The organism is Kitasatospora sp. Xyl93 (assembly GCF_055383135.1).
The window spans coordinates 6,535,735-6,560,098 of record NZ_AP029185.1 but is presented as its reverse complement, the minus strand read 5'-3'; the positions used below and the strand labels follow the sequence as shown (position 1 = coordinate 6,560,098).

The window sequence follows — 24,364 nt, the reverse complement described above, 5'->3', positions numbered from 1 at the left end:
CGGATCAGGCCTCCAGTGCCGAGCGGAGGTCCCACAGGGTGCGCCAGGTGGCGGCGCCCTGCTCGGCGCGGCGGCGGACCGGGCCGTCCCAGTAGCCGAGCAGCCGGGCCGCGTCGGCCGGCTCGTCCTTGCGGACCACGCCGAGGAGCTGGCCGGGCAGCCGGCCGAGCAGGTCCCCGCCGTCGGGCAGGTAGGCGGCGCTGACGCCGAGCGAGGTGGCGACAGAGACCGCCTCGGCGGTGCTCATCACGGTGGACGGGCGTTCGACGTCCCAGCCTTCGGTGGAGCGGCCGGTGCGCAGGTCGCGGAAGGCGGTGACCAGGGCCTCCAGGACGGCGTCGTCCACCGCGTAGGCGGCGCCGGCCCTGGCCACGGCGGCGGTGGACTGGCGGCGGACCAGCTCGACCTCGGCGGCGAGGCTGCCGATCGGGCCGACCGTCTCGAAGTTGAACCGCCGCTTGAGCGCCGCGGACATCTCGCTGACGCCCTTGTCCCGCAGGTTGGCGGTGGCGATCAGGGTGAAGCCGGCCGCGGCGTGCAGCTGCCCGTCCGGGGTGCCGGCCAGCTCGGGGACGGCGATGCGCCGTTCCGAGAGCAGCGAGACCAGGGCGTCCTGCACCTCGGGCAGGCAGCGGGTGACCTCCTCGACCCGGGCGACCGCGCCGGTGGTCATCGCGGTGAGCACCGGCGAGGGGACGAGGGCCTCGCGGCTCGGCCCCTTGGCGAGCAGCAGGGCGTAGTTCCAGCCGTACTTGAGCTGGTCCTCGGTGGTGCCGGCGGTGCCCTGGACGGTGAGCGCGCTGCTGCCGCAGACGGCGGCGGCGAGCAGTTCGGAGAGCATGGACTTGGCGGTGCCGGGCTCGCCGACGAGCAGCAGGCCGCGCTCCCCGGCGAGGGTGACGACGCAGCGCTCGACCAGGGCGCGCTCGCCGACGAACTTCGGCTCGATGACCAGGCCCTTGCGCCCGGCCTTGAGCTTCTCGCCGCCGCTGCCCATCACGAAGGTGACCACGGCGCGCGGGGTCAGGCGCCAGCCGGGCGGGCGCGGGCCGCTGTCGTGGGCGGCCAGGAACTCCAGTTCGGCGGCGTACTTCTCCTCCGGCGGGACGGTCTGCCGGTCCGCGGCGGCGACCGTGGTGGTCGCTCCGGTGGTGGTCTGGTCGGCGGTCATCGGCGGGCCTTCCTGCGCTTGCTGGTCTGGAGCTCTTCGTAACCGGGGGCGTCGCCGTCGACGGTCCGCTGCCAGGCCCGGGCGAACAGCTCGGGGACGGGCAGGGTGACCAGCGCGGGCCGGTGGGTGGGCAGTTCGTACAGGGCGGCCTTCCAGGTCTCGGCCGGCAGCCCGGGGGCCTTGGCCTCCTGCCAGCCGCCGGGCAGGAAGAGGCCGCGGCCGGCCCGGGCGCGCTTGGCCTCCAGCACCAGGCCGGTGGCGGCGAGTTCGGCGCGGGCCTTCTTCAGCCGGGCGGGCTTCCAGCCCGTCCAGCGGGCGGCGTTGCGGTCGGTCGGGTCGGGCAGGGCGAGCAGCTGGAGGTAGAGCGCGGCCGCGTCCTCGCCCAGGCCGTGGGTGCGGGACACCTCGGCGACCAGCTCGGGGACGGACAGCTGCGGGTTCTGCAGCCAGGCCGGGCCCTCAGCGGGGGCCGGCACCGCGGCGGCGGAGGCGGCCAGCCGCTGCGGCTCCCCGCGCAGCACGGACTCGACGGCCCGCCGTTCGGCCGGGAACCAGTAGCTGCTGGACAGCCCCTCCAGCAGTTCGAGCAGCGGGTCGTCCGGTCCGGTGAGGGCGGCGGGACGCAGCCAGACCCGCTCGGCCTCCTCGTGGTACGGCGTCAGGACGAGCGCCGGTCCGCAGCGGACCAGGCCGTCCCGGTCGGCGCCGCCCTCGGCGGGCAGGCCGAAGTGGGTGCGCAGGACGGCGGACAGCGAGGCGCCCTTGGCGGTGCGCATCAGGTCGAGGTCGAGCAGCAGCTCCGGATCGGCCAGGCGGTCGCGCAGCGCGTCGGCGGCCGTGGGCAGCAGCGGACGCAGTGGGCTGTCGGCGGGCAGGTGGTAGGCGAGCCAGCGCAGCGCGGCGATGGTGGAGCTCAGCGCGCCGGTGTCGGGGACGGCGGAGGCGTCCTCGGGGACCAGCCGCGGGCCGGCCTCGCCCACCTCGGTGAGCCGGAAGCCGGTGCGGCCGGTCAGCCACGGGGTGTGGGCGGGGTTGAGCACCGCCTCGACCGTGTCGATGGACACGCCCTGGACGGTGGCCAGCGCCTCCTCGGGGAGGGTGACGAGCCGCCCGAAGCGGCGGATCCACTCCTCGGCGCCGGCGGCGACGTCCGGCCCGTCGCTCCACAGGGTCTTCGGGTCGGCGGGCAGCAGGGCGCCCCAGACGGCGGCGAGGCCGTCGTGGTCGTGCCGCCGCAGCCACTGCCTGGCCGCCTTGAACTCGCCCGACTTGAGCTCGAGTTCGGCGGGAACGGGGACGTCCATCCAGTACAGCAGGCCGGACGGCGGGCCGAGCAGCAGGGCGGAGCGGGCGGTGCCGATGCCGGTGAGCCCGTTGAAGGCCTCGGCCCGGGCGCCGTCCCACGGCACGGCGCCGCGCAGTGCGGCGACCTGCTGGAACGTGGCGATCCAGGCGGCGTCGACCACCTCCTCGGTGCCGCGCTCCTCGACCGTGGTGAAGTGGGCGACGGGCCCGAACTCCCCGCTCGGGTCGTGGTCGACGGCGAGCCAGTGCACGGTGCCGTCGGTGAACTGCCGCTGGTGGCCGAGGATGACGACGGTGCGCCCGCCGTGCCGCAGCACCTGGCCCTGGCGGCGGACGACCGGCCGGCCGCTGGTGGTGTTCGCGGGCTCCGGGGCCTGCTCGGCGAGGACGATCTCGCGCAGCGTGGCGCCGCGGTCGGCCAGCGGGCCGCTGGTCAGCTCGCCGAGCAGCAGGGCCAGCGAGGAGCGGTGGGCGGGGTCGGTGAACGGCGAGGCCAGCGCGTGGGCCAGCGCGTGGACCCGGCCGAGCAGGCGCAGCCAGCCGTGACTGGCGTCGCCGTTGTGCAGGGTGACGGCGGCGGGGCTGCTCCAGCCCTCGCCGTCGGCGGAGGGCGGGGCGGCCAGCACACCGGTGACGGCGCGCAGGTTGTTGAGCACCCACCAGTGGTCGCCGGAGCCCCAGTTGTTGCCGAAGCCGCCGATCTCGGGCAGCACCGCGCGCACGGCGTCGCGCAGTTCGTGGTCGCGCCCGTGCTCGGGCTGCCACTCGGTGTCCTGCTCCTTGCTCGGGCGCTCGGCCTCCGGCTGGGGGGCGAACCGGGCGACCCGGTCCAGCAGCTGGGCGGCGAGACGGGCGAGTCCGGCGACGCCGGCCAGCAGCCGCGGGTGCGCGATCCCGGGCAGGATCGCGCCGACCTCCTGGACGGGCAGGGTGCGCGGGCTGCGCCGGGCGAGCGGACGGCGCACGCCCTGGACGGTGAGCCAGCACTGCTCGTCCTCGGGCACCGGCTCGGTGTCGGTCGGCCAGGCGGCGTCGATCAGCCGGGCGGCCTGCTCGGCGGTGACGGTGCGCAGTGCCTTCGAGCCCGTCTCGTCGCGCGGGCGCAGCGCGTGCCAGTGCGGGTACGGCGGGACGAGCGGGGTGCCGGCGGCGGAGAGTTCACCGGAGTGGCAGGGGCGCAGGTCGACCGTGCGGTCGGCGTCGCCGGCGAGGTCGGGCAGGTTGAGCGAGAAGTGACCGCCGGAGGTGTGGCCGACCACCGGGGAGGCCGCGCCGGGCAGGGCGAGCCGGCCGACCGGGAAGGAGCCCGTCCGCTGCGCGGCCGGCGGCAGCACGATGCGCCCGCCGTCGGCGGTGAAGGTGGTGACGGCCCTGCCGGGATCGACCCGGACCCAGTTGCCGAGCACGGTGCCGTCGGTGCCCAGCGGTGTCCCCTCCAGACCGGGCTGGAGCGGCAGCAGCCAGGTGCTGCGGTGGACCAGCCGGCCGGCCGCGGCGGTGGCGGCGATCACCGGCGGCTCGGCGGTGCGGCCCAGGGTGCCGGTGGCCGGGTCGAGTTCACGCAGCACGGCCTCGCCGCCGGAGGTGCGGCGCGCCGTCCAGTAGCCGGTGCCGTCGCCGAGGACGCGGTGCTCCTCGGGCATCCGGGTGTCGCCGGCGTGCAGCGGTCGCTCGCCGGTGGTGCGGCCGCCGCCGGGCAGCTGGAGGGACGGCGCCTCGGGCTCCCGGTCGCGGTAGTAGTAGCCGGCGATGGTCTCGCCCGCCAGCTCGAACTGCTCGTCCGGGCGGCTGGACCAGTACGCGAGCTGCTTGCCGTCCTGGTACCAGACGACCAGCAGCTCGCCGTCGACCAGGCGCAGCCTGGGCCGGTTGCGCTGGTGCTGCGGCTCGGGCACGCGCAGGGTGTGCTCCAGCGCGATGCCCTCCGGGCCGACCACGACGGCCCGGTCGAGGCGGGCGAGGATCAGGTGCGGCCAGGCGTCCTCGATGATCAGGCCGTTCAGGCCGGCGCCCCCCAGGCTGGGGACGGGGTGCTGCGGGGCGTCGTCGGCGGGCGGGTCGGCGAGCTTGCCGAGCGCCTCCTCCAGCGCGGGCCAGCCGAGTTCGTCCAGGATGCCGGCCCGGAGGGCGTCGGTGAGCAGCGCGGCGACGTCGAGGGCGGCGACCCGGTCGGCGACGGCCGGCGCGACCGTCCGGACGGCGGTGCGGTGCTGGCCGAACGAGCGGACCAGGTCGATGGCGCCGGTCAGGCCGCGGGCGGCGAACAGCTCCTCGGCGCGTTCCTCGGCCCACTCGGCGAACAGTTCGTTCAGCAGCGGCAGGGCCGGCACCTCGCGCTTGGCGGCCGTCGTCCAGGCGGCCGGGGTGGCGCGGCGCAGCAGCGGCCGGTAGCGCTCGTCGGCACCGACGGCGGCGAGCGTGGGGCTGTCGGGGCCGCACTCCGCGACCCAGTCCTGCAGCTCGAAGCCGAGGCCCTCCGGCGGGTCGGCCACCGGCACGCCCGCGGTCAGCAGGAGGTCCAGCAGGTCGATCCTGGTCCGGCTGGCGCGGATGCCGGTGTGGAGGTCCACCGGGACGGCGTCGGCCTTCAGCCGCTCGACCATCCGGCCGGCCAGCGCGATGGTGTCCGGGCAGCTGGGCCGCCGGCTGCGCCAGCCGCGGCCGTGGTGGTGGCACCAGCGCTGGAGCCAGGCGGCGGCGGGTTCGGCGCCCTCGGGGCGGGGGCCGGTGAGCAGGGCCTCGGCGCCGGTCTCGGCGAGGACCGCCAGCCAGGCGGTGTCGTGCGGGCCCGGGTCGGCGGAGGCCGGGTCGGGCAGGAGTTCCAGCAGTCGGGTGCGTACGGCCGCGTCGCTGCGGCCGAGCTCGACCAGCGCGCCGTGCCAGGACTTCCAGAACGCGGCGGGGGCCCGGTTGACCGCCGGGGAGTCCAGCAGCTCGGCGAGCAGCGCCCGTTCGTGCTCGGTGCGGTCCAGCCCGGCGGCCTTGATCAGGGCGCGGGCGTCCTCGGCGATCCCGGCGTACGGGGCCATGCCGGCCGCGGAACGCTCGGTGCACAGCTGGCGGAAGCGCTGCCAGGCGGTCAGCGGGTCGAGCCGCTGGGCGAGCTCCTTGACGTACTGGCGCAGGGACTTGACGGTGAGCGCGCCGGCCAGGGCGAACTCCAGGAAGACGGCGCGCAGCCGCTCCTCGTCCACCGTCAGGCCGTGGGTGCGCTCGGCCTCGCGGGCCTTGCCGAACCAGGCGGCGGCGTAGGTCTGGTTCTCGTGGCGGAGGAAGATCCGGCCGACCTCCTCGCAGAAGGTGGGCAGGAAGTGCGGGACGGCCCGGCCGAGGCGGGTGGCGAGCTCGTCGAAGCCGTCCTTGGCGGCGCCGGGCTTGGAGGTGGCCTGGCGGGCGAGCCGCTCCATCTCCTTGACCAGGGCGAGGGCGTGGTGGCCGTTGGCCGGGTCGTGGACCAGCGCCCAGGCGGGGAAGCCGAGCGCCTCCTGGCGGACCTGGCCGACCTCGGCGGGTGCGGCCTGCGGCGCCAGGCCGAGGAAGTCGAGGGCGAGGTCCTCGGCGGGGCCGAGCGCGCCGGGGACGAGCCGGACGATCCGGCGGCCGTCGAGCGCGGGGTGGGCGTAGCTGCGGGCGGTGAGCACGTCGGCGCCGCTGTCGGGGCGGCCGACGTCGGACAGGGTGCCGGACGGGAGCACGGCTCCGGCGTCGAGCAGCTCCTCGGGCGTGACGGCGGCCGGGTTCGCCGTGGCGGTCGAGTTCGCGACGGCGGTCGAGTTCGTGGTGGCGGTCATTCGGCTTCCTCCCCCTGGATGGTGCGGCCCGCGTACAGGGCGGCGGCCATCCGCATGCCCTCGGACCAGGCGACCGGCCCGACCTCGGTGAGCGGCAGGGCGCGGCCGTCGGGGCCGGCCCAGCTGAGCGCGCCGGTCTCGCACTCGTCGTACTCGTAGTAGTCGCCGGCCCAGACCCGGGCCTCGACGGTGCGGCCGCCCTCGGTGACGGGCTGGACGGCGAAGCCGCCGCGGACCCGGCAGCCGAGCCTGGTGCAGCGCCCGAGCAGCTCGCGCAGCTCCCGGTAGCGGCCGCCGGCGTAGGTGGTGACCTCGGTGTCGGCCGGCAGCTCCGCCGGCCGGTGCCAGACCTCGCGGTAGAGCTGCTGGACGCGCTGGGAGACGCCGAGCTCGACGGCGAACTCGCGCAGCTCGTCGAGGTCCTGGAGCAGGACCGGGTGCGGTATCAGCACCTCGCCGTCGGTGAGGCGCACGGTGTCGCCGTCCAGGTCGACCAGGCCGAGGCCGCGCTCGGCGTCGGCGCCGCGCAGGAAGCCGGCCACGGAACCGTCGGTGGCGGTGACCACGAGGTCCTTCAGGACGCCCTGCCAGGCCTCGTCCGGCCACACCGCGGTGAGCACGGCGGCGGGCACCGGCAGCGAGCGGACCATCCAGCGCTCGACGTCCTGTCGGCAACCCCGCTCGTGCGCGGCCAGCCACTCGGCCAGCTGCTTGAGCTGGGTGACCACCGGGTCGTCACCGAGCTTCGACGGTACGGACTTGAGGTCGCGGCCCGCCGCGTTGCGGCACACCACCCTGCCCTCCCCGTCGAGCGCGACGCGGTACCCTCCCGCGCCCGTCTCCACCCATGCCACGGCCGTACTCCTCCCACCGGGGAAACACCTGTCGATCGCCTGCTGACCAGCGATGCGAGGAACGTAGCGAGGCCCACTGACAACGCGACGGGCGGGGTGAACCTGGGCCCTGACATGCAGAGTTCAAACCACTCGAACGGGTGATCGAAGATCGCGGCGGAGAACAGCGACCCGCGCCCGGACAGCAGGGCGGGGCGGCTGCCCCCACGCAGTCGCCCCGCCAGTCCCTCGCCCCGCCGGCCGCCCTGGCGGCCACACCGCCGGCCACACCGCCGGCCGTCCCGCCGGCCGTCCCGTCAGCCCAGCGGCGCCCGGGGCACGATCACCGGAGCGCCGTCGCCCGGCGCCGCCAGCACATGGCTGTCGATGTCGTACAGCGCCCGCACCAGCGGCGCGTCCACCACCTCGCGCGGCGGCCCGCAGGCCACCACCGCGCCGTCCCGCAGCGCGACCAGCAGGTCCGCGTAGCGGGCGGCCGCCGCGAGGTCGTGCAGCACCATGACCACCGTCCGCCCGCCCGCCGCGACCTGGCGGACCAGCTCCAGCACCTCCACCGCGTGCCCGAGGTCGAGCGCGCTGGTCGGCTCGTCGAGCAGGACCACCGGGGTGTCCTGGGCGAGCACCATGGCCAGCCAGCAGCGCTGGCGCTGGCCGCCGGAGAGCCGGTCGAGCCGGCGGTCGGCGAGGTCCTCCACGCCGGTGGCGCGCAGGGCCTCGGCGGTCAGCCGCTCGTCCTCCGCCGACCACTGGCGGAAGAGCCCCTGGTGCGGGTGGCGGCCGTAGCGGACCAGCCCGCCGACGGTGACCGCCTCCGGCGCCTGCGGGCTCTGCGGCAGCAGCGCGATCCGGTGGGCGGCCTGGCGCGGGCGCAGCCGCCACACGTCCTCGCCGCCGACCAGCACCCGCCCGCCGTCCGGCCGGTGCAACCGCGCGACGGCCCGCAGCAGGGTGGACTTTCCGCAGCCGTTCGGGCCGACCACGGCGACCACCCGCCCGGCCGGGACGGTCAGGTCGACGCCTCCGAGCACCGGGCGCCCCGGCCCGTAGCCGGCGCTGAGTCCCTCGATCGTCAACTCCATGGCAGCTCCCCCTCGCCGGCGCGCGCTCAGCTGCCGCCGAGCGCCTTGGCGAAGTCGCCGATGACGACGTCGGCGGCGAGCGGGCCGCCACGGGTGGACCAGACCGAGCCGTCCACGGTGACGGTGTGGTTGTTCTTCACCGCGCCCAGGCCCTGGTAGGCGGGCTTGGACTGGACGTCCTTGAGCGCGGCCTTTCCGTCGTCGGTGAGGGTGGACAGGAACAGCCAGTCGCCGTCGATCTCGCCCAGCTTCTCCAGGCTGAGCGCCGGGCTGTGGGCGTTGCCGTCCTTGTCCTGCGCGGCCGGGCGGGTCAGGCCCATGTCCAGGGCGACGCCACTGGCGAACTGCTTCTTCTCCATCCAGCTCGGGCCGGTGGGGTTCCAGCGCACGATGGAGACCGCGGCGCCCTTGTTCGCGGTGAGCTCGCCGCCCGCCTTGGCGGCCTTGGCCTCGTAGTCGCCGATCACCTTGTTGGCCTGGTCGAGCTTGTTGACGGCGTTGCCGATGCCCCGGAAGGCGAGCTTCCAGTCGTCGGTGGGCGCCATGGTGACCAGCGTGGCGGGGGTGATCTCGCGCAGCTGCTTGAGCACCTGCTCGTCCTGCATGTCGCCGGCCAGGATCAGGTCGGGCTTGGCGGCGATCACCTTGTCCATCACGGGCTGGAGCAGGTTGCCGACCACCGGGACGCCCTGCACCTTGTCCTTGAGGTAGGCGGGCGGCTCGGCCAGCCCCTGGCCGTTGGTGATGCCGACGGGCTTGACGCCGAGGGCGAGCACCGCGTCCAGGTCCTCCTGGGTGAGGGTGACGATCCGCTTGGGCTCGGCGGGGACCTCGACGGCCTTGCCGGTGGCGTCCTTGACGGTCCGCTTGCCGCCGTTGCCGCCGCCCGCCGCGTCCGCCGCCGGGGAGGCGGCCGCGGACGAACCCGAGGACGAGGAGCCGGAGGAACCGCAGCCGGTGAGCAGGAGCGCGGCCGCCCCGGTGACGGCCAGCGCCTGGGCCGCACGGCGGCGGACGGGGCTGAGCGGGCGACGGGCGAACGGCATGAGTGCCTCCGGGCAACGGTGGTACGGGAGTTGAGCGGCATCCGGGCAGTTCGGCGGGGCGGGGTGCCCCACGGGTGCCCCTCGGGACGGGCTCGGTCATTAGGTTAGCCTTACCTTATGACATTGTCGCAAGCCGGCGTCCACCCGGCGCCCCCCGCCACCGCGCCGGACTCGCCGCCACCGGGCGGGCGCAGCCGGCGGCCCGAGGGCACCCGCCCCACCTGGCCGGCCGTCACGGCGGCGGTGGTGCTCCTGTTCGCCCTGGCCGCGCTGTCGCTGTCGGTGGGCGCCGGCGAGGTCGGCCCCGGCCGGGTGCTGGACTATCTGCTGAACCGAGACGGCGCCCGCGCCGACGGCCGACTCGCCCTCGTCGTCGGCGACCTGCGGCTGCCGCGCACCCTCACCGCCCTGCTGGTCGGCGCCGCGCTCGGCGTCGCCGGCGCGCAACTGCAGTCCGTCACCCGCAACCCGCTGGCCGAGACCGGCCTGCTCGGCGTCAACGCCGGCGCCTCGCTGGGCGTCGTGCTCGGCATCGCCGTGCTCGGCGTGCAGACCTCCTTCGGCTACCTCGCCTTCGCCTTCGGCGGGGCGGTGCTCGCCAGCACCGTGGTGCTGCTGGTCGCCAGCACCCGGGGCGGCGGCTCACCGATGCGACTGGTGCTCGCCGGCTCCGCCGTCGCGGCGATCTTCCGCGGCCTCACCGACGTGCTGATCGTCAACTCCCCCGAGGCGTACGAGCGGTACCGGGTCTGGGTGCTCGGCTCGCTGGCCGGGGTGGAGGGCTGGACGACGCTGCGCCAGCTCGCCCCGGTGCTCGGCGCCGGATTCCTGCTCGCCGCGCTCACCACCCGGCCGCTCACCGCGCTCGCCCTCGGCGACGACCTCGCCCGCGGCCTCGGCCACCGCCCCGGGGCCACCCGGGCCGCCGTCGCCGTCGCCGTCACCCTGCTGACCGCCTCCGCGGTCGCGCTGGCCGGGCCGGTCGCCTTCCTCGGACTGCTCTCCGGCTTCCTCGCCCGCACCCTCGCCGGCCCCCGGGTCGGCCGACTCACCCTGCTCGCCGCGCTGTTCGGCGCCGCCGTGCTGACCGGCTCGGACGTGCTCGCCCGGGTGGTGGCCCGGCCCTTCGAGGCGCCGGTGTCGGTGATCGTCGCGCTGATCGGAGCCCCGGCCCTGATCGCGATCGTCCGCTCCCGGCGCTCCGCCGCCCTGGCCATGGCCGACCCGCCCGCGTCCGCTCCTCCCCCGCGCCGGGGTGAACCGGCGCCGCCGAAACCCGACTTGACGCTGCGCTACGGCGCGTGGTCGCTGCTGCTGCCGCACCGGGCGCTGCTGGCCTCGCTCGGCCTGGCCGCCGCGCTGCTGGCCGCCGTGGTCGTCTCGGCGCACGCCGGGCAGAGCGATCTCGGCCTCGCCCGCACCTTCCAGGCCGTGTTCGGCTACGGCGACCGCCTGGACGTGCTGCTGGTGCAGAAGTTCCGGCTCGGCCGGATCGTCGCCGGGCTCGCCGCCGGCGCCGCCCTCGGCCTGGCCGGCTGCCTGACCCAGACCCTCGCCCGCAACCGCCTGGCCACCCCCGAACTCCTCGGCGTCAACGACGGCGCGACAGCCGCCGTGCTGATCTCCGCCAGCGCCGCGGGCACCTTCGGCGCCTGGTGGGCCGGACCGCTCGGCGCGCTGGTCGCCGTCCTGGTCGTCACCCTGGCCTCCGGCGGGCTCGGCGCGCGCGGCTACCGGGTGCTGGTGGTCGGGCTCGCCATGTCGGCGCTCGCCTCGGCCGTCATCCAGGTCGCGATGGCCCGGCGCTCACTCAACTCGGCGAGCTCGCTGTACATCTGGACCAACGGCAGCCTCAACGGCCGGGACCTCGCCGTCGCCACGCCCGTGCTGATCGGGCTGGCGGTGCTGGTGCCGCTCGCCCTCGTGGTGGCCCGGCGGCTGGCCGTGCTGCGCTTCGACGACAGCGTCGCCTCCGCGCTCGGCGTCGACCCGGGCCGGGTCCGGCTGGCCTGCCTGCTGCTGGCCGTCGCACTGGCCGGGCTGGCGGTCGGCGTCTGCGGGCCGGTCGGCTTCGTGGCGCTGGCCGCACCGGTGATCGCCGGTCGGCTGGCCGGGCCCGCGCGGGTGCCGGTGCTCGGCTCGGCACTGACCGGAGCCCTGCTCGTCGTGCTCGCGGACACCCTGGGACGGGTGCTGTTCGCCGGGGTGGAGATCCCCGTCGGCATCGTCACCACCGTCCTCGGCGGTCCCTTCCTGCTCTGGGTACTGCTCGGCCGCAAGGGCAGCCCCGCCTAAGCCTTTTGGAGTCACTGCTGTGGAAACCCCGTTCATCGCCCCCGACCCCGACGACCCCGCCTACCGCCTGGTCACCTTCACCCACCGGGACGCCGACTGCGACGGCGTGCTCGCACTGCTGCACACCGTCACCGACAAGGACCGCCACGCCGGAGACCTGACACCGCATCTGATGTCCCGCCGGGAGGACGGGACGTGGGCGATCACCTACCGGCTGCGTGCCGACCACCGCGCTTCCTACCAGCTGTACCCGTTCCGGGGCGAGGCCCCCGGCACCACCCGCCCCGACTGGCTGCGCGTCCTCGACCACGCCCGCCCCGACCCGCACGACACCGAGCCCCGGCTGCCGGCCCGCGACGGCCGCCACCCCGCCTCGGTGCTCAGCCTGCCCGACGCACCCGCGCAGCCGTACGTGGCGCGGCGCGACGGGGTGCCGCGCGGGCGGACGCTCGCCCGCACGGTGGCCGGGCGGCGGGTGGACGTCCACCTTCCGGCCGGGCACCGCCCGGACGGCGGGCCGTACCCGGTGGCGGTGCTGCTGGACGGCGAGATATGGGGCGAGGTGCTGTCCGTCGGCGACACCCTCGACAACCTGACGGCGGACGGCGCGATCCCGCCGACCGTGGCCCTGCTCGTCCACACCATGGGCCCTCAGCGGCCGGACGACCTGAGCTGCAACCCGGCCTTCGTCGACCTCCTCGCCGACCGCCTCCTGCCGTGGGCCGGGGCGGAGTTCGGCGCGACCACCGATCCCTCCGCCACCGTGATCGCGGGCCAGAGCGCCGGCGGACTGACCGCCGCGTACGCCGCCTACCACCGGCCGAACCGCTTCGGCAACGCGCTCTCCCAGTCCGGCTCCTTCTGGTGGCCGGACGAGACCGAGTTCGACGCCGGCAGCGAGTGGCTGACCCGCCGCTTCGCTGCCGACGAACGGCGCCCGGCCCGCTTCTGGATCGAGGTCGGTCTGCAGGAGTGGATGCTCCTCGCCCAGAACCGCCACCTGCGCGACGTCCTCACGGCCCGCGGCTACGACCTCGCCTACCGCGAGTTCAACGGCGGCCACGACTACGCCTGCTGGCGCGGAGGCCTGGCGGACGGGCTGGCGCACCTGCTGGGGTCACCCGGGGGGATGGTTTCGGGCTGATTCGCATACCTCCAGGCCATCGGGCGTCTAGCGTCGAACTTCGCACCGATCGGTCTGGAGGTCCCCCATGAACGCGTCCTCGCCCGCCACGCCGCCGCCGATGTCGTGGCGGTACTGCGGCAACCAGATCAAACTCTGGCGGACCCGGGCCGGCATCAGCCGTGAGGACCTGGCCACCGAGGCGGGGTACGGCATCGAGAGCCTACGGTCGATGGAGGCGGGGCGACGGAAGCCGTCGATGCACCTGCTGCAGGTGGCGGACGACATGTGCGATGCGAAGGGGATTCTGTCAGCGGGAGCGCAGTTCCTGCTGCCCGAGAAGTATCCGTACTTTGCCGAGGAGTACATGCGTTACGAGGCCGAGGCCGTCGTCGTCCATTGGTTCGAAATGCTGCTCGTTCCGGGTCTCCTCCAAACCGAGGAGACCGCTCGGACCCTTCTCAACGCACACTGGCCGCCGCTCGATGACGACACCATCGAGGAGCGTGTTGCCGCGCGACTCTCACGCCAAACCGTTCTGACGACCCAGACAAAGTCGTTCAACTTCCTGATCGGTGAGGCACCGCTACGGAACCCCCTCAGCACCGGAGAGGCCCACAAGCGCCAGCTCCTCCACTTGCTGACCGTCGGCGAAGCACGCCACATCGTCATCCAGGTAGTACCCGATGCGGGAGCGCACCCGGGATTGAACGGCCCCTTCATCCTTCTCGACAGCCAAGAGCACCAGCGGCTGGCGTACGAGGAAGGACAGGCGATGGGCCTGCTCCACTCAGAGCCCGGGAAGGTCAGCCTCCTGAGCCAACGCCATGCAATGATCCTTCAACGAGCCCTCAACCCGGAGGCCTCGGTGGAATTCATCGCCAAGTTGGCGGAGGAGCTATGAGCACCGAACTGGTCTGGTTCAAGTCCAGCCACAGCGGAACCGAGGGCGGCGCCTGCATCGAGGTCGCCCACACCCCGGGCACCGTCCATGTCCGCGACTCCAAGGACAAGACCGGCCCCCAGCTCACCTTCACGGCCGAGGCCTGGGCCGACTTCATCGGCAAGTTCGCAAACAACCAATGAGCATCGGGCCGGCCTGGTTCAAGTCCAGCCACAGCAACACCGAGGGCGGCGCCTGCGTGGAGGTCGCCCTCACCACAGGCACCGTCCGCGTCCGGGACTCCAAGGACAAGACCGGCCCCCAGCTCACCTTCACGGCGAAAGCCTGGGCCGACTTCGTGAGCTTCGCCCGGGACAAGGGCCCCGGAAGGTAACCGGCGCATCGCCCCCGGCCTGGTGGATCAGGCGACACGCACAGCGACCCGGCCGGGGTTCCGGCCGGGTCGCTGCCTAGTGGGTGCTCAGTCCTCTGGGGGCGGGCCCGGGGCTTCGGCCGGGAGGTGGAGGGCCAGGAGGGCCCCGGCGGCGACCAGGGCTGCCGTGAGCAGGAGGGCGAGCCGGTAGGGGCCGGCGCCCGTGGTGTCGCCGAGGGCGCCGATCAGCGCCGCGGTGGCGGCGATGCCGAGGGCTCCGCCGAGGGTGCGCAGGATGGTGAACAGGCCCATCGCGCGGCCCATGGCGGGGCCGGGGACGTCGGCGAAGCCGGCGATCTGGACAGTGAGAACGGCGGTGCCCAGGATCAGGCCGACCGCGAACATCAGCACCCGTACCGCCCAAGGGTTCTCCGCGAAGCCCAGGGCGGCCAGGACAGCCGCCGCCAGCAGCAGCGCGGGCAGGGCGAGCCGCCGCGGACCGAGGCGGGGCAGCAGGCGGTCGACCACCTGGGAGGCCGCCATCAGGCCGATCGCCTCCGGGAAGACGCTCAGCCCGGCGTCCAGGGCGGTGGCGCCGCGCGCCGCCTGGTAGAGCAGCGGCAGCACGAACAGCGCGCCCATCAGCCCGGCCGAGGTCAGCAGGGCGAGCCAGCTCGCCGCGCCGAAGGTCCGGTCGGCCAGCAGCCGCAGGTCCACCAGCGGTTCGGTGGCGCGCAGTTGGTGCCGTACGGCGGCGCCCAGCAGGGCCAGGCCGAGCAGTCCGCCGAGGGCCACGCCCGGAGACGTCCAGCCGTGCGCCGGGCCGAAGCCGAGGGCGTAGGTGAGCAGGCCGAGGCCGGGGGTGGCGAGCAGGAAGCCGGTGGTGTCGAAGCGGCCGGCCGGGGGCTCCTCGGCGCCGCGCAGGCCGATCAGCCCGATGACCACGGCCGCGGCCCCGATCGGCACGTTGACCAGGAACAGCCAGTGCCAGGAGAGGTGTTCGGTGAGGAAGCCGCCGAGCGGCGGCCCGAGGGCGGGCATCAGCGCGGTCGGGACGATCAGGACGCGACCGAGGCCGGCCCGCTCGTGCGGGGCGAAGGCCCGGAACAGCAGGGTCATCCCGACCGGCGTGAGCAGCCCGCCGGCCACCCCCTGGACGGCCCGGGCGGCGGACAGCGCGCCCAGGCCGGGTGCCGCCGCGCAGAGCGCGGAGGCGAGGGTGAAGGCAGCGAGCGAGCCGAGGAAGACCCGCTTGACGCCGTACCGGTCACCGAGCCAGCCGGCCACCGGCAGGCCGAGGGCGAGGCCGACCAGGAAGGCCGTCTCCACCGCGTTGGCCGCCGAGACGGGCCGGCCGAAGTCCTCGGCGATGCTGAACAGCGCCGGATTGACGATGGTCGAGTCCAGGCCGTTCATGCACATCGCGGCCGTGTAGACGACCACCACCGCGGCGCGCCCCGCGAGCAGGGGGCGCGCCGGGGTCTCGACTGCCGGAGGGGTCACAGGGTGGTCCAGTGCGCGCTGATCCACTCCAGGGCGGCCGCTCGCTCGCACGGGCCGTGGGCGACGCTCCAGCCGGCCGGGACGGCGGCGAAGACGGGCCACAGGGAGTGCTGTCCCTCGGCGTTGACGAGCGCGAGGAACTCGCCGTCGGCGTCGAAGGGGTTGGCGGGGGCGTCACTCATCGGTGGTCTTCTCCATCGTCGGTCGCCTTCGGGAGGTCGGCGAGGTGGTCGGCGATCACGCTCGCGATGTGCGCGATCGGGGCGGGCAGGGTCATGTCCTTGTGGGAGCAGGCCACGTCGGTGTTGGCGATCCGGCCGGAGACGTACGGCTCCCACAGCTCGGGCACCAGGGTGTCGTCGATGGTGTCGACGGTGGCGCGGAAGAACAGCACGTCGCCCTCGAAGCGGCGGTGGTCGTAGCCCCGGACGAGGTGGTTGGTGTTGAGGTAGATCTCGTTCAGCGCGGCCACGGTGGCGTCGTCGAGTCCGGCGAGCGGGCTGCCCTCGCGGCGCAACAGCTCGGTGACGGCAGCGAGTTCGAGCGGCCGGCCGGCCAGGTCGGCCGGCCCGAAGCCGCCCATGGTGAGCAGCGCCTCCAGTGCCTCGGCCTGGTCGGGGACGGGCAGCTCGCGGAAGCCCTCGGCCGGGTAGGCGTCCAGGACGGCGAGCAGCTCGACCTCCTGGCCCAGCTCCTGGAGCCGGACGGCCACCGCGTGCGCGATGATCCCGCCGGTGGACCAGCCGAGCAGCCGGTACGGGCCCTCGGGCTGGACCTCGCGCAGCCGGTCGGCGTAGTGCGCGGCCAGTTCCTCCAGCGATCCCGGCAAGGGGAGGCCGGCGGTGGCGGCGCCGACGCCCTGGGCCTGCAGGCCGTAGATCGGCACCTCGCCGGGCAGGTTGCGGATCAGGCCGGTGTAGCACCAGCTGAGGCCGCCGGCCGGGTGGACCGCGAACAGCGGGCGCTGCCGGCCGGGGGCGACCGGCCGCAGCGGGAGCAGCACGTCCAGGGCGTCGGTGTCCGGCGCGCCCGCCGCGAGGGCGGCGTCCAGGGCGGCCACGGTGGACGCCTGGAACAGCGCGCCGATGCCGACCTCCAGGCCGAGCACCTCGCGGATCCGCCCGGCGAGGCGGACGACCAGCAGCGAGTGCCCGCCGAGCGCGAAGAAGTCGTCCTCGACGCCGACCGCGGCCACGCCCAGCACCTCGGCGAACAGTTCGCACAGCTGCTGCTCGCGCGGGGTGCGCGGCGGGCGGCCGGCGCCCGTGGCGGGGGTCTCGGGGGCGGGCAGGGCGCGGCGGTCGAGCTTGCCGTTGGCGGTCAGCGGGAGGCGGTCGAGCAGCACCACGGCGGAGGGGACCATGTGGACGGGCAGTCCGGCGGCGGCGTGGGCGCGCAGCTCGTCCGGTTCGGCGGTGCCCACCGCGTAGCCGACCAGCCGCTTGTCCCCCGGCACGTCCTCCCGGACCACCACCGCGGCGTCGGCGACGGCCGGATGGGCGGCCAGCACGGCCTCGATCTCGCCGAGTTCGATCCGGAATCCGCGCAGCTTGACCTGCTGGTCGGCGCGGCCGAAGTACTCCAGCACGCCGTCGGTGCGGCGCCGGGCGAGGTCCCCGGAGCGGTACATCCGGGTGCCGCGCTCGCCGAACAGTCCGGCGTACGGGTCGGCGACGAAGCGGGTGGCGGTCAGCTCGGGGCGGCCGAGGTAGCCGCGGGCCAGGCCCGCCCCGGCCACGTACATCTCACCCGTGACGCCGGGCGGGACGGGCTGGAGGTGCTGGTCGAGGACGTAGACCCGAAGGTCGGGGATGTTGACGCCGATGGTGCTGCTGCTCCCGGCGGCGGCGCTCGCCCGGTCGAGGGCGATGTAGGAGACGTGCACGGTGGTCTCGGTGATGCCGTACATGTTGACCAGAGTGGGTGCGTCCTCGGCGTGCCGGTCGTACCAGTCGTCCAGCCGGGCGAGTTCGAGCGCCTCGCCGCCGAACACCACGTAGCGCAGGGCGAGTTCGCTGCCGGGGCGGTCCCGGTCGGCGGCGCTGAGCTGGTAGAAGGCGGACGGCGTCTGGTTGAGCACGGTGACCCGTTCTCGGGCGAGCAGCTCCAGGAAGGCCGCCGGGTCGCGGCTGACCAGGTGCGGGACGACGACCAGCCGGCCGCCGTGCAGGAGGGCGCCCCACAGCTCCCACACCGAGAAGTCGAAGGCGTAGGAGTGGAACAGCGTCCAGACGTCCTCGGCGCCGAAGCCGAACCAGTGGGCGGTGGCGCCGAACAGCCGGACCACGTTGTGGTGGGTGACCGGCACGCCCTTGGGGCGACCGGTGGAGCCGGACGTGTAGATGACGTACGCGGTGTCGTCGGCCCGCAGCGGGCGGGTGCGCTCGTGCTGGGCCAGCGGGGTGGCGGGGAAGGCGGCGGACTCGGGCCCGTCGACCAGCAGTTGCCGCACCTCGTGGGCGGGCAGCCGGGGTGCGGTGACGCGGTCGGTGAGCAGGGCGGCGGGCGCCGCGTCGGCCAGCATGTAGGCGAGGCGGTCGGCCGGGTAGTCGGGGTCGAGCGGCAGGTACGCGGCGCCGGACTTGGCCACCGCCAGCAGGGCGACGACCAGTTCGAGCGAGCGCGGCAGGGCGAGCGCGACGATGGTGCCGGGGCCGATACCCTCGGCGGCCAGCAGCCGGGCCAACCGGTCGGCACGGGCGGCGAGTTCAGTGTAGTCGAGCTGCTCGTCGCGGTAACTCGCCGCGACGGACAGCGGGTTGGCGGCGGCGGCCGCCTCGAACAGCTCGGGCAGGGTGGCGCTCGGGGCGGAGCCGACGGGCGCACTCGGACCGGAGCCGGCGGGGGCACCGTTCCACTCGACCAGGGCGCGCTGCCGCTCCTCCTCGCTGATCAGCGGCAGTCGGCCGATCGGGGTGTCCGGAGCACTCGCGGCGGCGGTCAGCAACCTGGTCAGGCGATCCCCGAGAGCAGCCACCGTCGCGGCGTCGAAGAGATCGGTGCGGTACTCCAGGAAGCCGCCGATACCGCCGCCGGGCAGTTCGCCGGCGTTGAGGGTGAGGTCGAACTTGGCGGTGCCGCTGGGGATCGCGGCGATCTCGGCGGTGAGGCCGCCGCCCAGGGCGATCGGCTCGTCCGGTCGGCTCTGCCAGGCGAGCATGACCTGGAAGAGCGGGTGGCGGGCGAGCGAGCGGGCCGGATTGAGCTCCTCGACCAGGCGGTCGAAGGGCAGTTCGCCGTGCTCGTGCGCGGCGAGCACGGTGCTCCGGACGCGGGCCAGCAGGTCGCGGAAGGTCGGGTCGCCGGAGGTGTCGGTGCGCAGCACCACCGAGTTGACGAAGTAGCCGACCAGCGCGGCGGTCTCCTCGTCCTCGCGGCCGGCCACCGGGGTGCCGACCGGGATGTCGGTGCCGGCGCCGTGCCGGGTGAGCAGCGCGGCGAGCCCGGCCTGGACGGCCATGAAGACGGTGCTGTCGGCGGCCCGGGCGAGCCCGGCCAGGGCGGCGTGCGCCTCGGCGCCGAGCGCGAAGGGCACGGTGGCACCCCGGTGGCCGGCGACGGCCGGGCGGGGGCGGTCGAGGGGCAACTCCAGCTGGTCGGGCAGTCCGGCGAGTGCGGTACGCCAGTGCTCGGTCAGCCGGGCGGCGAGCGGGCTGGGGGCGTCGGCGGTGCCGAGCCGCTCCCGCTGCCAGGCCGCGTGGTCGGCGAACTGGAGAGTGAGCTCCGGCAGTTCGGGTTCCTGACCGGCGGTCCGAGCGGTGTAGGCGGCGGCCAGGTCCCGCAGCAGCGGGGTGGTGGAGGCGCCGTCGCTCGCGATGTGGTGGAGCAGCAGGAGCAGGGTGTGCCGCTCGGGGCCTTCGGCGAACAGCGTGGCGCGCAGCGGCGGTTCGGCGGCCAGGTCGAAGGCGTACCGGACGGCCTCCGCCAACCCGCCTGCTCCGTCGTGCAGTTCGATGGGCGAAGGGGGCAGGATGCGCTGGTACGGCGTGCCGTCCGGCTCCTCTCCGTAGACGGTGCGCAGGACTTCGTGGCGGGCGACGAGGTCGCCGAGCGCGAGGGTGAGCGCGTGCCGGTCGAGCGGACCGGTGAGGGTGAGCCCCAGCGGGATGTTGTAGGTGGGGCTGGGGCCTTCGAGGCGGTGCAGGAACCAGAGGCCGCGCTGGGCGGGCGAGAGCGGCATCCGTTCGGCACGCGGCACCGGGACGGGACGGCGCTCGGCCTCCGCGCCCGCGCCCGCGACGGGAGCCTCACCGAGCAGCGCGGCGAGGCCGGCCGGGGTCGGCTGCCGGAACACGTCGGCGAAGCCGACCGAGGCGCCGAAGGTGTCGCGCAGCCGGGCGGCCAGGCGGCCGGCGAGCAGCGAGTGGCCGCCGAGGTCGAAGAAGGAGGCGTCCCGGCCGGGTGCCCGCGGCAGGCCGAGGACCTCGGCGAACAGGCCGCAGACCAGCTCCTCCCGGGGCGTGGCCGCAGCGGCGTCTTCGGTCGCGGCGGCGGCCGGCTCGGGCAGGGCGCGGTGGTCGAGCTTGTCGTGGGCGGTGCGCGGCAGTTCGTCCAGCAGCAGGACGGCCGCCGGGACCATGTGCGCGGGCAGCCGGGCGGCCAGCGCGGCGCGCAGCCCGTCCGGGTCGGGCGTGCTGCCGCTCTCCGGGACGGCGTAGCCGAGCAGCCGCTTGCCCTGCGGGCCGGGGCGGGCGATCACCACGGCCTGAGCAACGCCGGGCAGTTCGGCGAGGACGGCGGCGACCTCCCCGGGCTCGATCCGGAAGCCGCGGATCTTCACCTGGTCGTCGGCCCGGCCGAGGAACTCCAGGGTTCCGTCGGGGCGGCGCCGGGCGAGGTCGCCGGTGCGGTACATCCGGGCGCCGGGCGGGCCGAACGGGTCGGCGAGGAAGCGCTCGGCGGTGAGGTCGGGGCGGCCGAGGTAGCCGCGGGCCAGGCAGGCGCCGGCCACGTACAGCTCGCCGGTGACGCCGTCGGGCGCGGGGCGCAGCGAGCCGTCCAGGACGTAGGCGCGGGAGCCGCGCACCACCCGGCCGCGCGGGGCGCCGTCCGGGCCCGGGGTCCAGGCGTAGGCGTCGACGGTGGTCTCGGTCGGGCCGTAGAGGTCGACCGGGTGCAGGCCGGGGACGGCGGTCAGGCGCTGCCAGAGGGCGGGCGGGGTGGCCTCGCCGCCGACCACGAGGACGGACGGGCGGTGCCGGCCCTCGTCCAGGACGCCTTCGGCGAGCAGGACTTCGAGGTAGGAGGGGGTGAGGTCGAGGTAGTCGATGCGCTCGCGGTCGAGGTGGGCGGCGAGCGCGGCCGGGTCGCGGTAGGTCGCGTCGTCCAGCAGGTGGAGCTCGTGGCCGTGGACCATCCAGAGCACCGGGTCCCAGGAGGCGTCGAAGGCGAAGGAGGCGCTGTGGGCGACCCGCAGCCGGTCCCGGCCGGTGCGGCGCACCGCGGGGGCGATGTGGTCCTCGCCGAGGCCCGCGTACAGGTTGGCCAGCGAGGCGTGGGTGACCACCACGCCCTTGGGGCGGCCGGTGGAGCCCGAGGTGTGCAACACGTAGGCGGGCTGGCCCGGTTGCGGGGCGGGCGGGGCGGCCTGGGGCTCGCCCCCGCCCCGGGCCTCGTCCGGCCGGACGGTCGGCAGGCCGGCGGGCAGGTCGAGCCCGGCGAGGGAGTCGGCGGTGCCGATCGCGCAGACCGGGCGGGCGTCGGCCAGCACGGCGGCGAGGCGCTGCGCGGGGTGGGCGAGGTCGAGGGAGACGCAGGCGCCGCCCGCCTTGAGCACGGCGAGCATCGCGACCAGGGTGTCGGTGCCGCGCGGCAGGGCGATGGCGACCGGCGCGCCGGCCCGGACGCCGAGGGCGGTCAGCCGTTGGGCGAGCCGGTTGGCGGCGGTGTCGAGCTGCCGGTAGGTCAGTGCGGCCGTGCCGGAGCGGACGGCGACGGCGTCCGGGGTGCGGGCGGCCCGGGCGGCGAACAGCTCGGGAACGGTCCGCTCGACCGCGGGCTCGGTACGGCCTTCGGTGGCGCGGCGCAGGCCCTCGGGGTCGAGCAGGTCGATCCGGGCGATCGGCGCCTGCGGGTCGGTGAGCAACTGGTCGGCGAGGGCGTCGAGGTAGCGCAGCAGCCCGTCGCGGTGGGCGGCCAGCGAGGCGGCGCCGTAGCGGGCCGGGTCGGCGTCGATGACCAGGCGCAGCGCGCCGTCCGGGCCGGGTGAGACGTTCAGGGCGAGGTCGTCGACCGGGCCGGCGGCGAGGTTGCGGACGGTGCCGGGCAGGCCGGCCAGGTCGAGGTCGCTCTCGAAGGCCTTGATGTTGACCATCGGGCCGAACAGGGCGCGGCGGTCGCCGGTGCGGGCGAGGTCGCGGCGCAGGTCCTCCAGCGGGTAGCGCTGGTGGCGGCGGACGGCGCGCAGCTCGCGGACCACGGCGCGCAGCAGGGCCTCCGCGCTGTCGGCGGGACGGACGGCGAGGCGCAGCGGGAGCACGTTGGCGGCGGCGACGGGGGTGCGCAGGGCGGCCGGTCCGCGGCGGTTGGCGAGCGGCAGGCCGAGGACGACGTCCCGGGTGCCGGTCAGGCGGTGCAGGTAGCCGGCCGCGGCGGCGAGGAGCAGCTCGGCCCAGGTGGCGCGGACGGCTCCGGCGGCGCGCTCCAGGCGGTCGCGGGTGCCGGCGGGCAGGTCGGCGGTGAGGCGGATCGACGCGCCGGAGGCGGCGTTGGTGGCGCCGGGGGTACCGGGGGTGCCGTTGTCGCCGGGGGTGCGGGTGGCACCGTTGTCGATGCCGCCGCCCTGGTCGCCGGTGGTGGGCTCGGCGGTGCCCGGGAGGGTCGCCGGGGTGTCGGCGTCGGCCATCCGGGCGGACCAGTGGGCGCGGTCGGCCTCGTACTCCGCGCTCTCCCGGTAGGCGGCCTCCTCGGCGGCGGCCTCGGCGAGTCCGGCGAAGGGGCTCGGGGCCGGTTCGGCCCCGGTGGTGCGGGCGGTGTAGAGGGCGGCGACCCGCTCGCCGAGGAGGGTCAACGCGTAGGCGTCGACGGCGAGGTGGTGGATACGGCGGTACCAGACCCGGCGGTCCTCGGTGAGCCGGATGAGCGCGTGGGTGAACAGCGGGCCCTCGGCGAGGTCGGCCGGGCGGGCGAGGTCGGCGCGCATCCAGACCTCGGCCTCGGCGGCCGGGTCGGCGGCGGCGCGCAGGTCGAGGCGGTGCAGCGGCCAGTGCCGGCCGGGAAGCAGCCGCTGACGGGGCGTGCCGTCCGGGCCGGTGACGACGACGGCGTTCAGCGCCTGCGCCTCGTCCACCGCCTGCCGCAGCGCCTGCTCGAACCGGTCCTCGTCGAGCGGGCCGGTGATCTCGACGGCGTCGCCGGTGTTGTAGACCGGGCTCGCGGGGTCGAGGGCCTGGGCGTACCAGATGGCGGCCTGGGCGGCGAGCAGGGGGATGTCGGCGGTCTGGCTGTCGGCGATCTGGGTTTCGGCGGCAGGCATGGGGTGGAGAGCTCCTCGGGGATCCGGAACGCCTTACTTAGGTTAGCCTAATCTAACTTCATATGATCTGGTCAACGGCCCCTTACGGCCGGGCCCCTGACAATCCGGAGACGCCGCCCAATGCCCCAGACCGAGCCCCCGACCGCTCCGCCCGCGATCGTTCCTCCCACCACGCGTCCCGCCTCGCGTGCCACCACGCCTCCCGCCGAGGCCAAGCAGGCCGTGCGCGACCGCGTCCACGCACACCGGGCCGAGCTCCTCGCGCTCAGCCGCCGCATTCACGCCCACCCGGAGACCGCCTTCGAGGAGCACCGCGCGGCCGCCTGGTGCGCCGAACTGCTGCGCCAACACGGCTACTCGGTGACCGCGCCCGCCCACGGCCTGGCCACCGCCTTCGACGCGCGCCTCGGCAGCGGACCGGTCACCGTCGCGCTGGTCTGCGAGTACGACGCGCTGCCCGGGCTCGGCCACGCCTGCGGGCACAACCTGATCGCCGCCGCCGGGATCGGCGCGGCGCTCGGGCTCGCCCCGTTCGCGGACCGGCTCGGGCTCACCGTGCGGGTGATCGGCGCGCCGGCCGAGGAACGGGGGGCGGGCAAGGCGCTGTTGCTGGAGGCCGGGGCCTTCGACGGGGTGGACGCCGCGATGATGGTCCACCCCTGCCCCGTCGAGGTCGCCGACTTCCGCTCCTTCGCGCTCGGCACGCTGTCCGTCCGCTACACCGGGCGCGCCGCCCACCCCAGCCTCGACCCGCACCGGGGGCGCAACGCCGCCGACGCGCTCACCGTCGCCCAGGTCGCGATCGGCCTGCTGCGCCAGCAACTCCCGCCGCAGTGGCGGGTGCACGGCATCACCACGGCGGCCGGGACGGCGCCGAACCTGATCCCGGACGCCGCGAGCGCCGAGTACGAGATCCGAGCCTCGGCGGCCGAGGACCTCGCCGAACTGCGCTCCCGGGTCGAGGACTGCTTCCGCGCCGGGGCGCTCGCCACCGGCTGCGAGGTGGAGCTGACCAGGCCCGAGCCGGACTACCTGGACATGCGCTCCGACCCCCGGCTGCTGGCGCTGTGGCGGGCCAACGCCACGGCCCTCGGCCGGCCGGAGCCGGTCGAGAGCGGGCCCTTCGCCTGTACGGACATGGGGAACGTGTCGCACGCGGTGCCGTCGATCCATCCGGTGCTGGACATCACGGGCGGCGCCTGCGCCCCGCACGAGGCGGCGTTCGCCGAGGCGGCGCTGGGCGCGGAGGCGGAGCGGGCGGTGCTGGACGGCGCGGTGGCGATGGCGTGGACGGCGGCGGACCTGGCGGCCGGTGCAGCGACGGCCGGTGCCGCGACCGCCGGGGCGTGCTGAGCCCCGGGGTGCGCTGACCGACAGGGAGCGCCGACCGACGGGGGACAGCGACAGGGAACAGCGAACAGAAGTCAGCGGACAGGATTCAGCGAACAGAGTTCAGAAGACAGATGA

Annotated in this window: 13 protein-coding genes and 1 pseudogene; 6 read left to right on the top strand and 8 right to left on the bottom strand. The window is 75.4% G+C overall.

Annotated elements, in window-relative coordinates; all coding sequences use genetic code 11:
* Positions 1–4 precede the first annotated feature (4 nt).
* The 5 genes from ACZ5GH_RS28530 to ACZ5GH_RS28510 all read right to left on the bottom strand — a co-directional run bounded on the left by ACZ5GH_RS28530 (position 5) and on the right by ACZ5GH_RS28510 (position 9,246).
* A complete protein-coding gene (locus ACZ5GH_RS28530) occupies positions 5–1,171 on the bottom strand; it encodes an ATP-binding protein (protein ID WP_464335671.1) in 1,167 nt (388 codons plus the stop codon).
* Complete coding sequence (locus ACZ5GH_RS28525; RefSeq protein WP_464335670.1) at positions 1,168–6,267, bottom strand: hypothetical protein; 5,100 nt, start codon at positions 6,265–6,267, stop codon at positions 1,168–1,170. Before ACZ5GH_RS28525 ends, ACZ5GH_RS28530 begins: the two co-directional genes overlap by 4 nt.
* Positions 6,264–7,121, bottom strand: a complete 858-nt coding sequence (locus ACZ5GH_RS28520) for a DUF4132 domain-containing protein (RefSeq protein WP_387757578.1) — start codon at positions 7,119–7,121, stop codon at positions 6,264–6,266. The genes ACZ5GH_RS28525 and ACZ5GH_RS28520 overlap by 4 nt, the downstream gene beginning before the upstream one ends.
* Before the next feature lie 296 nt (positions 7,122–7,417).
* Complete coding sequence (locus ACZ5GH_RS28515; RefSeq protein WP_464335669.1) at positions 7,418–8,200, bottom strand: ABC transporter ATP-binding protein; 783 nt, start codon at positions 8,198–8,200, stop codon at positions 7,418–7,420.
* Positions 8,201–8,226: 26 nt separating this feature from the next.
* The gene (locus tag ACZ5GH_RS28510) at positions 8,227–9,246 is read right to left on the bottom strand and encodes an ABC transporter substrate-binding protein (RefSeq protein WP_387757573.1); all 1,020 of its coding nucleotides are present in this window, start codon (positions 9,244–9,246) and stop codon (positions 8,227–8,229) included.
* Between the two features lie 117 nt (positions 9,247–9,363).
* Between ACZ5GH_RS28510 and fhuB the strand changes: the two genes are divergently transcribed.
* The 5 genes and pseudogenes from fhuB (at position 9,364) to ACZ5GH_RS28485 (ending at position 13,941) form a co-directional block, all read left to right on the top strand.
* Positions 9,364–11,541 carry a Fe(3+)-hydroxamate ABC transporter permease FhuB gene (gene fhuB / locus ACZ5GH_RS28505; RefSeq protein WP_464335668.1) on the top strand — a complete coding sequence of 726 codons (2,178 nt, stop codon included), beginning with the start codon at positions 9,364–9,366 and terminating at the stop codon, positions 11,539–11,541.
* 10 nt (positions 11,542–11,551) lie between these two features.
* A pseudogene (fes, locus tag ACZ5GH_RS28500) lies at positions 11,552–12,685 on the top strand (enterochelin esterase); the annotation flags it as partial.
* Positions 12,686–12,752: 67 nt separating this feature from the next.
* Positions 12,753–13,568, top strand: a complete 816-nt coding sequence (locus tag ACZ5GH_RS28495) for a helix-turn-helix domain-containing protein (protein WP_464335667.1) — start codon at positions 12,753–12,755, stop codon at positions 13,566–13,568.
* Positions 13,565–13,750, top strand: coding sequence for a DUF397 domain-containing protein (locus ACZ5GH_RS28490; RefSeq protein WP_464335666.1), 186 nt, complete (start codon positions 13,565–13,567; stop codon positions 13,748–13,750). The genes ACZ5GH_RS28495 and ACZ5GH_RS28490 overlap by 4 nt, the downstream gene beginning before the upstream one ends.
* On the top strand, positions 13,747–13,941 hold the full coding sequence (locus tag ACZ5GH_RS28485; RefSeq protein ID WP_464335665.1) for a DUF397 domain-containing protein: 195 nt from the start codon (positions 13,747–13,749) through the stop codon (positions 13,939–13,941). The genes ACZ5GH_RS28490 and ACZ5GH_RS28485 overlap by 4 nt, the downstream gene beginning before the upstream one ends.
* A gap of 87 nt (positions 13,942–14,028) precedes the next feature.
* Here ACZ5GH_RS28485 and ACZ5GH_RS28480 read toward each other — a convergent pair whose 3' ends face one another.
* Genes ACZ5GH_RS28480 through ACZ5GH_RS28470 form a run of 3 tightly spaced genes read right to left on the bottom strand, consistent with a single transcriptional unit; the run spans position 14,029 to position 22,897 of the window.
* Positions 14,029–15,423 carry a DHA2 family efflux MFS transporter permease subunit gene (locus ACZ5GH_RS28480; protein WP_464335664.1) on the bottom strand — a complete coding sequence of 465 codons (1,395 nt, stop codon included), beginning with the start codon at positions 15,421–15,423 and terminating at the stop codon, positions 14,029–14,031.
* Positions 15,420–15,605, bottom strand: a complete 186-nt coding sequence (locus ACZ5GH_RS28475; RefSeq protein ID WP_387757565.1) for an MbtH family protein — start codon at positions 15,603–15,605, stop codon at positions 15,420–15,422. The genes ACZ5GH_RS28480 and ACZ5GH_RS28475 overlap by 4 nt, the downstream gene beginning before the upstream one ends.
* Positions 15,602–22,897, bottom strand: a complete 7,296-nt coding sequence (locus ACZ5GH_RS28470) for an amino acid adenylation domain-containing protein (protein WP_464335663.1) — start codon at positions 22,895–22,897, stop codon at positions 15,602–15,604. The genes ACZ5GH_RS28475 and ACZ5GH_RS28470 overlap by 4 nt, the downstream gene beginning before the upstream one ends.
* 120 nt (positions 22,898–23,017) lie before the next feature.
* Between ACZ5GH_RS28470 and ACZ5GH_RS28465 the strand changes: the two genes are divergently transcribed.
* The gene (locus tag ACZ5GH_RS28465; protein ID WP_464335662.1) at positions 23,018–24,250 is read left to right on the top strand and encodes an amidohydrolase; all 1,233 of its coding nucleotides are present in this window, start codon (positions 23,018–23,020) and stop codon (positions 24,248–24,250) included.
* Positions 24,251–24,364 lie beyond the last annotated feature (114 nt).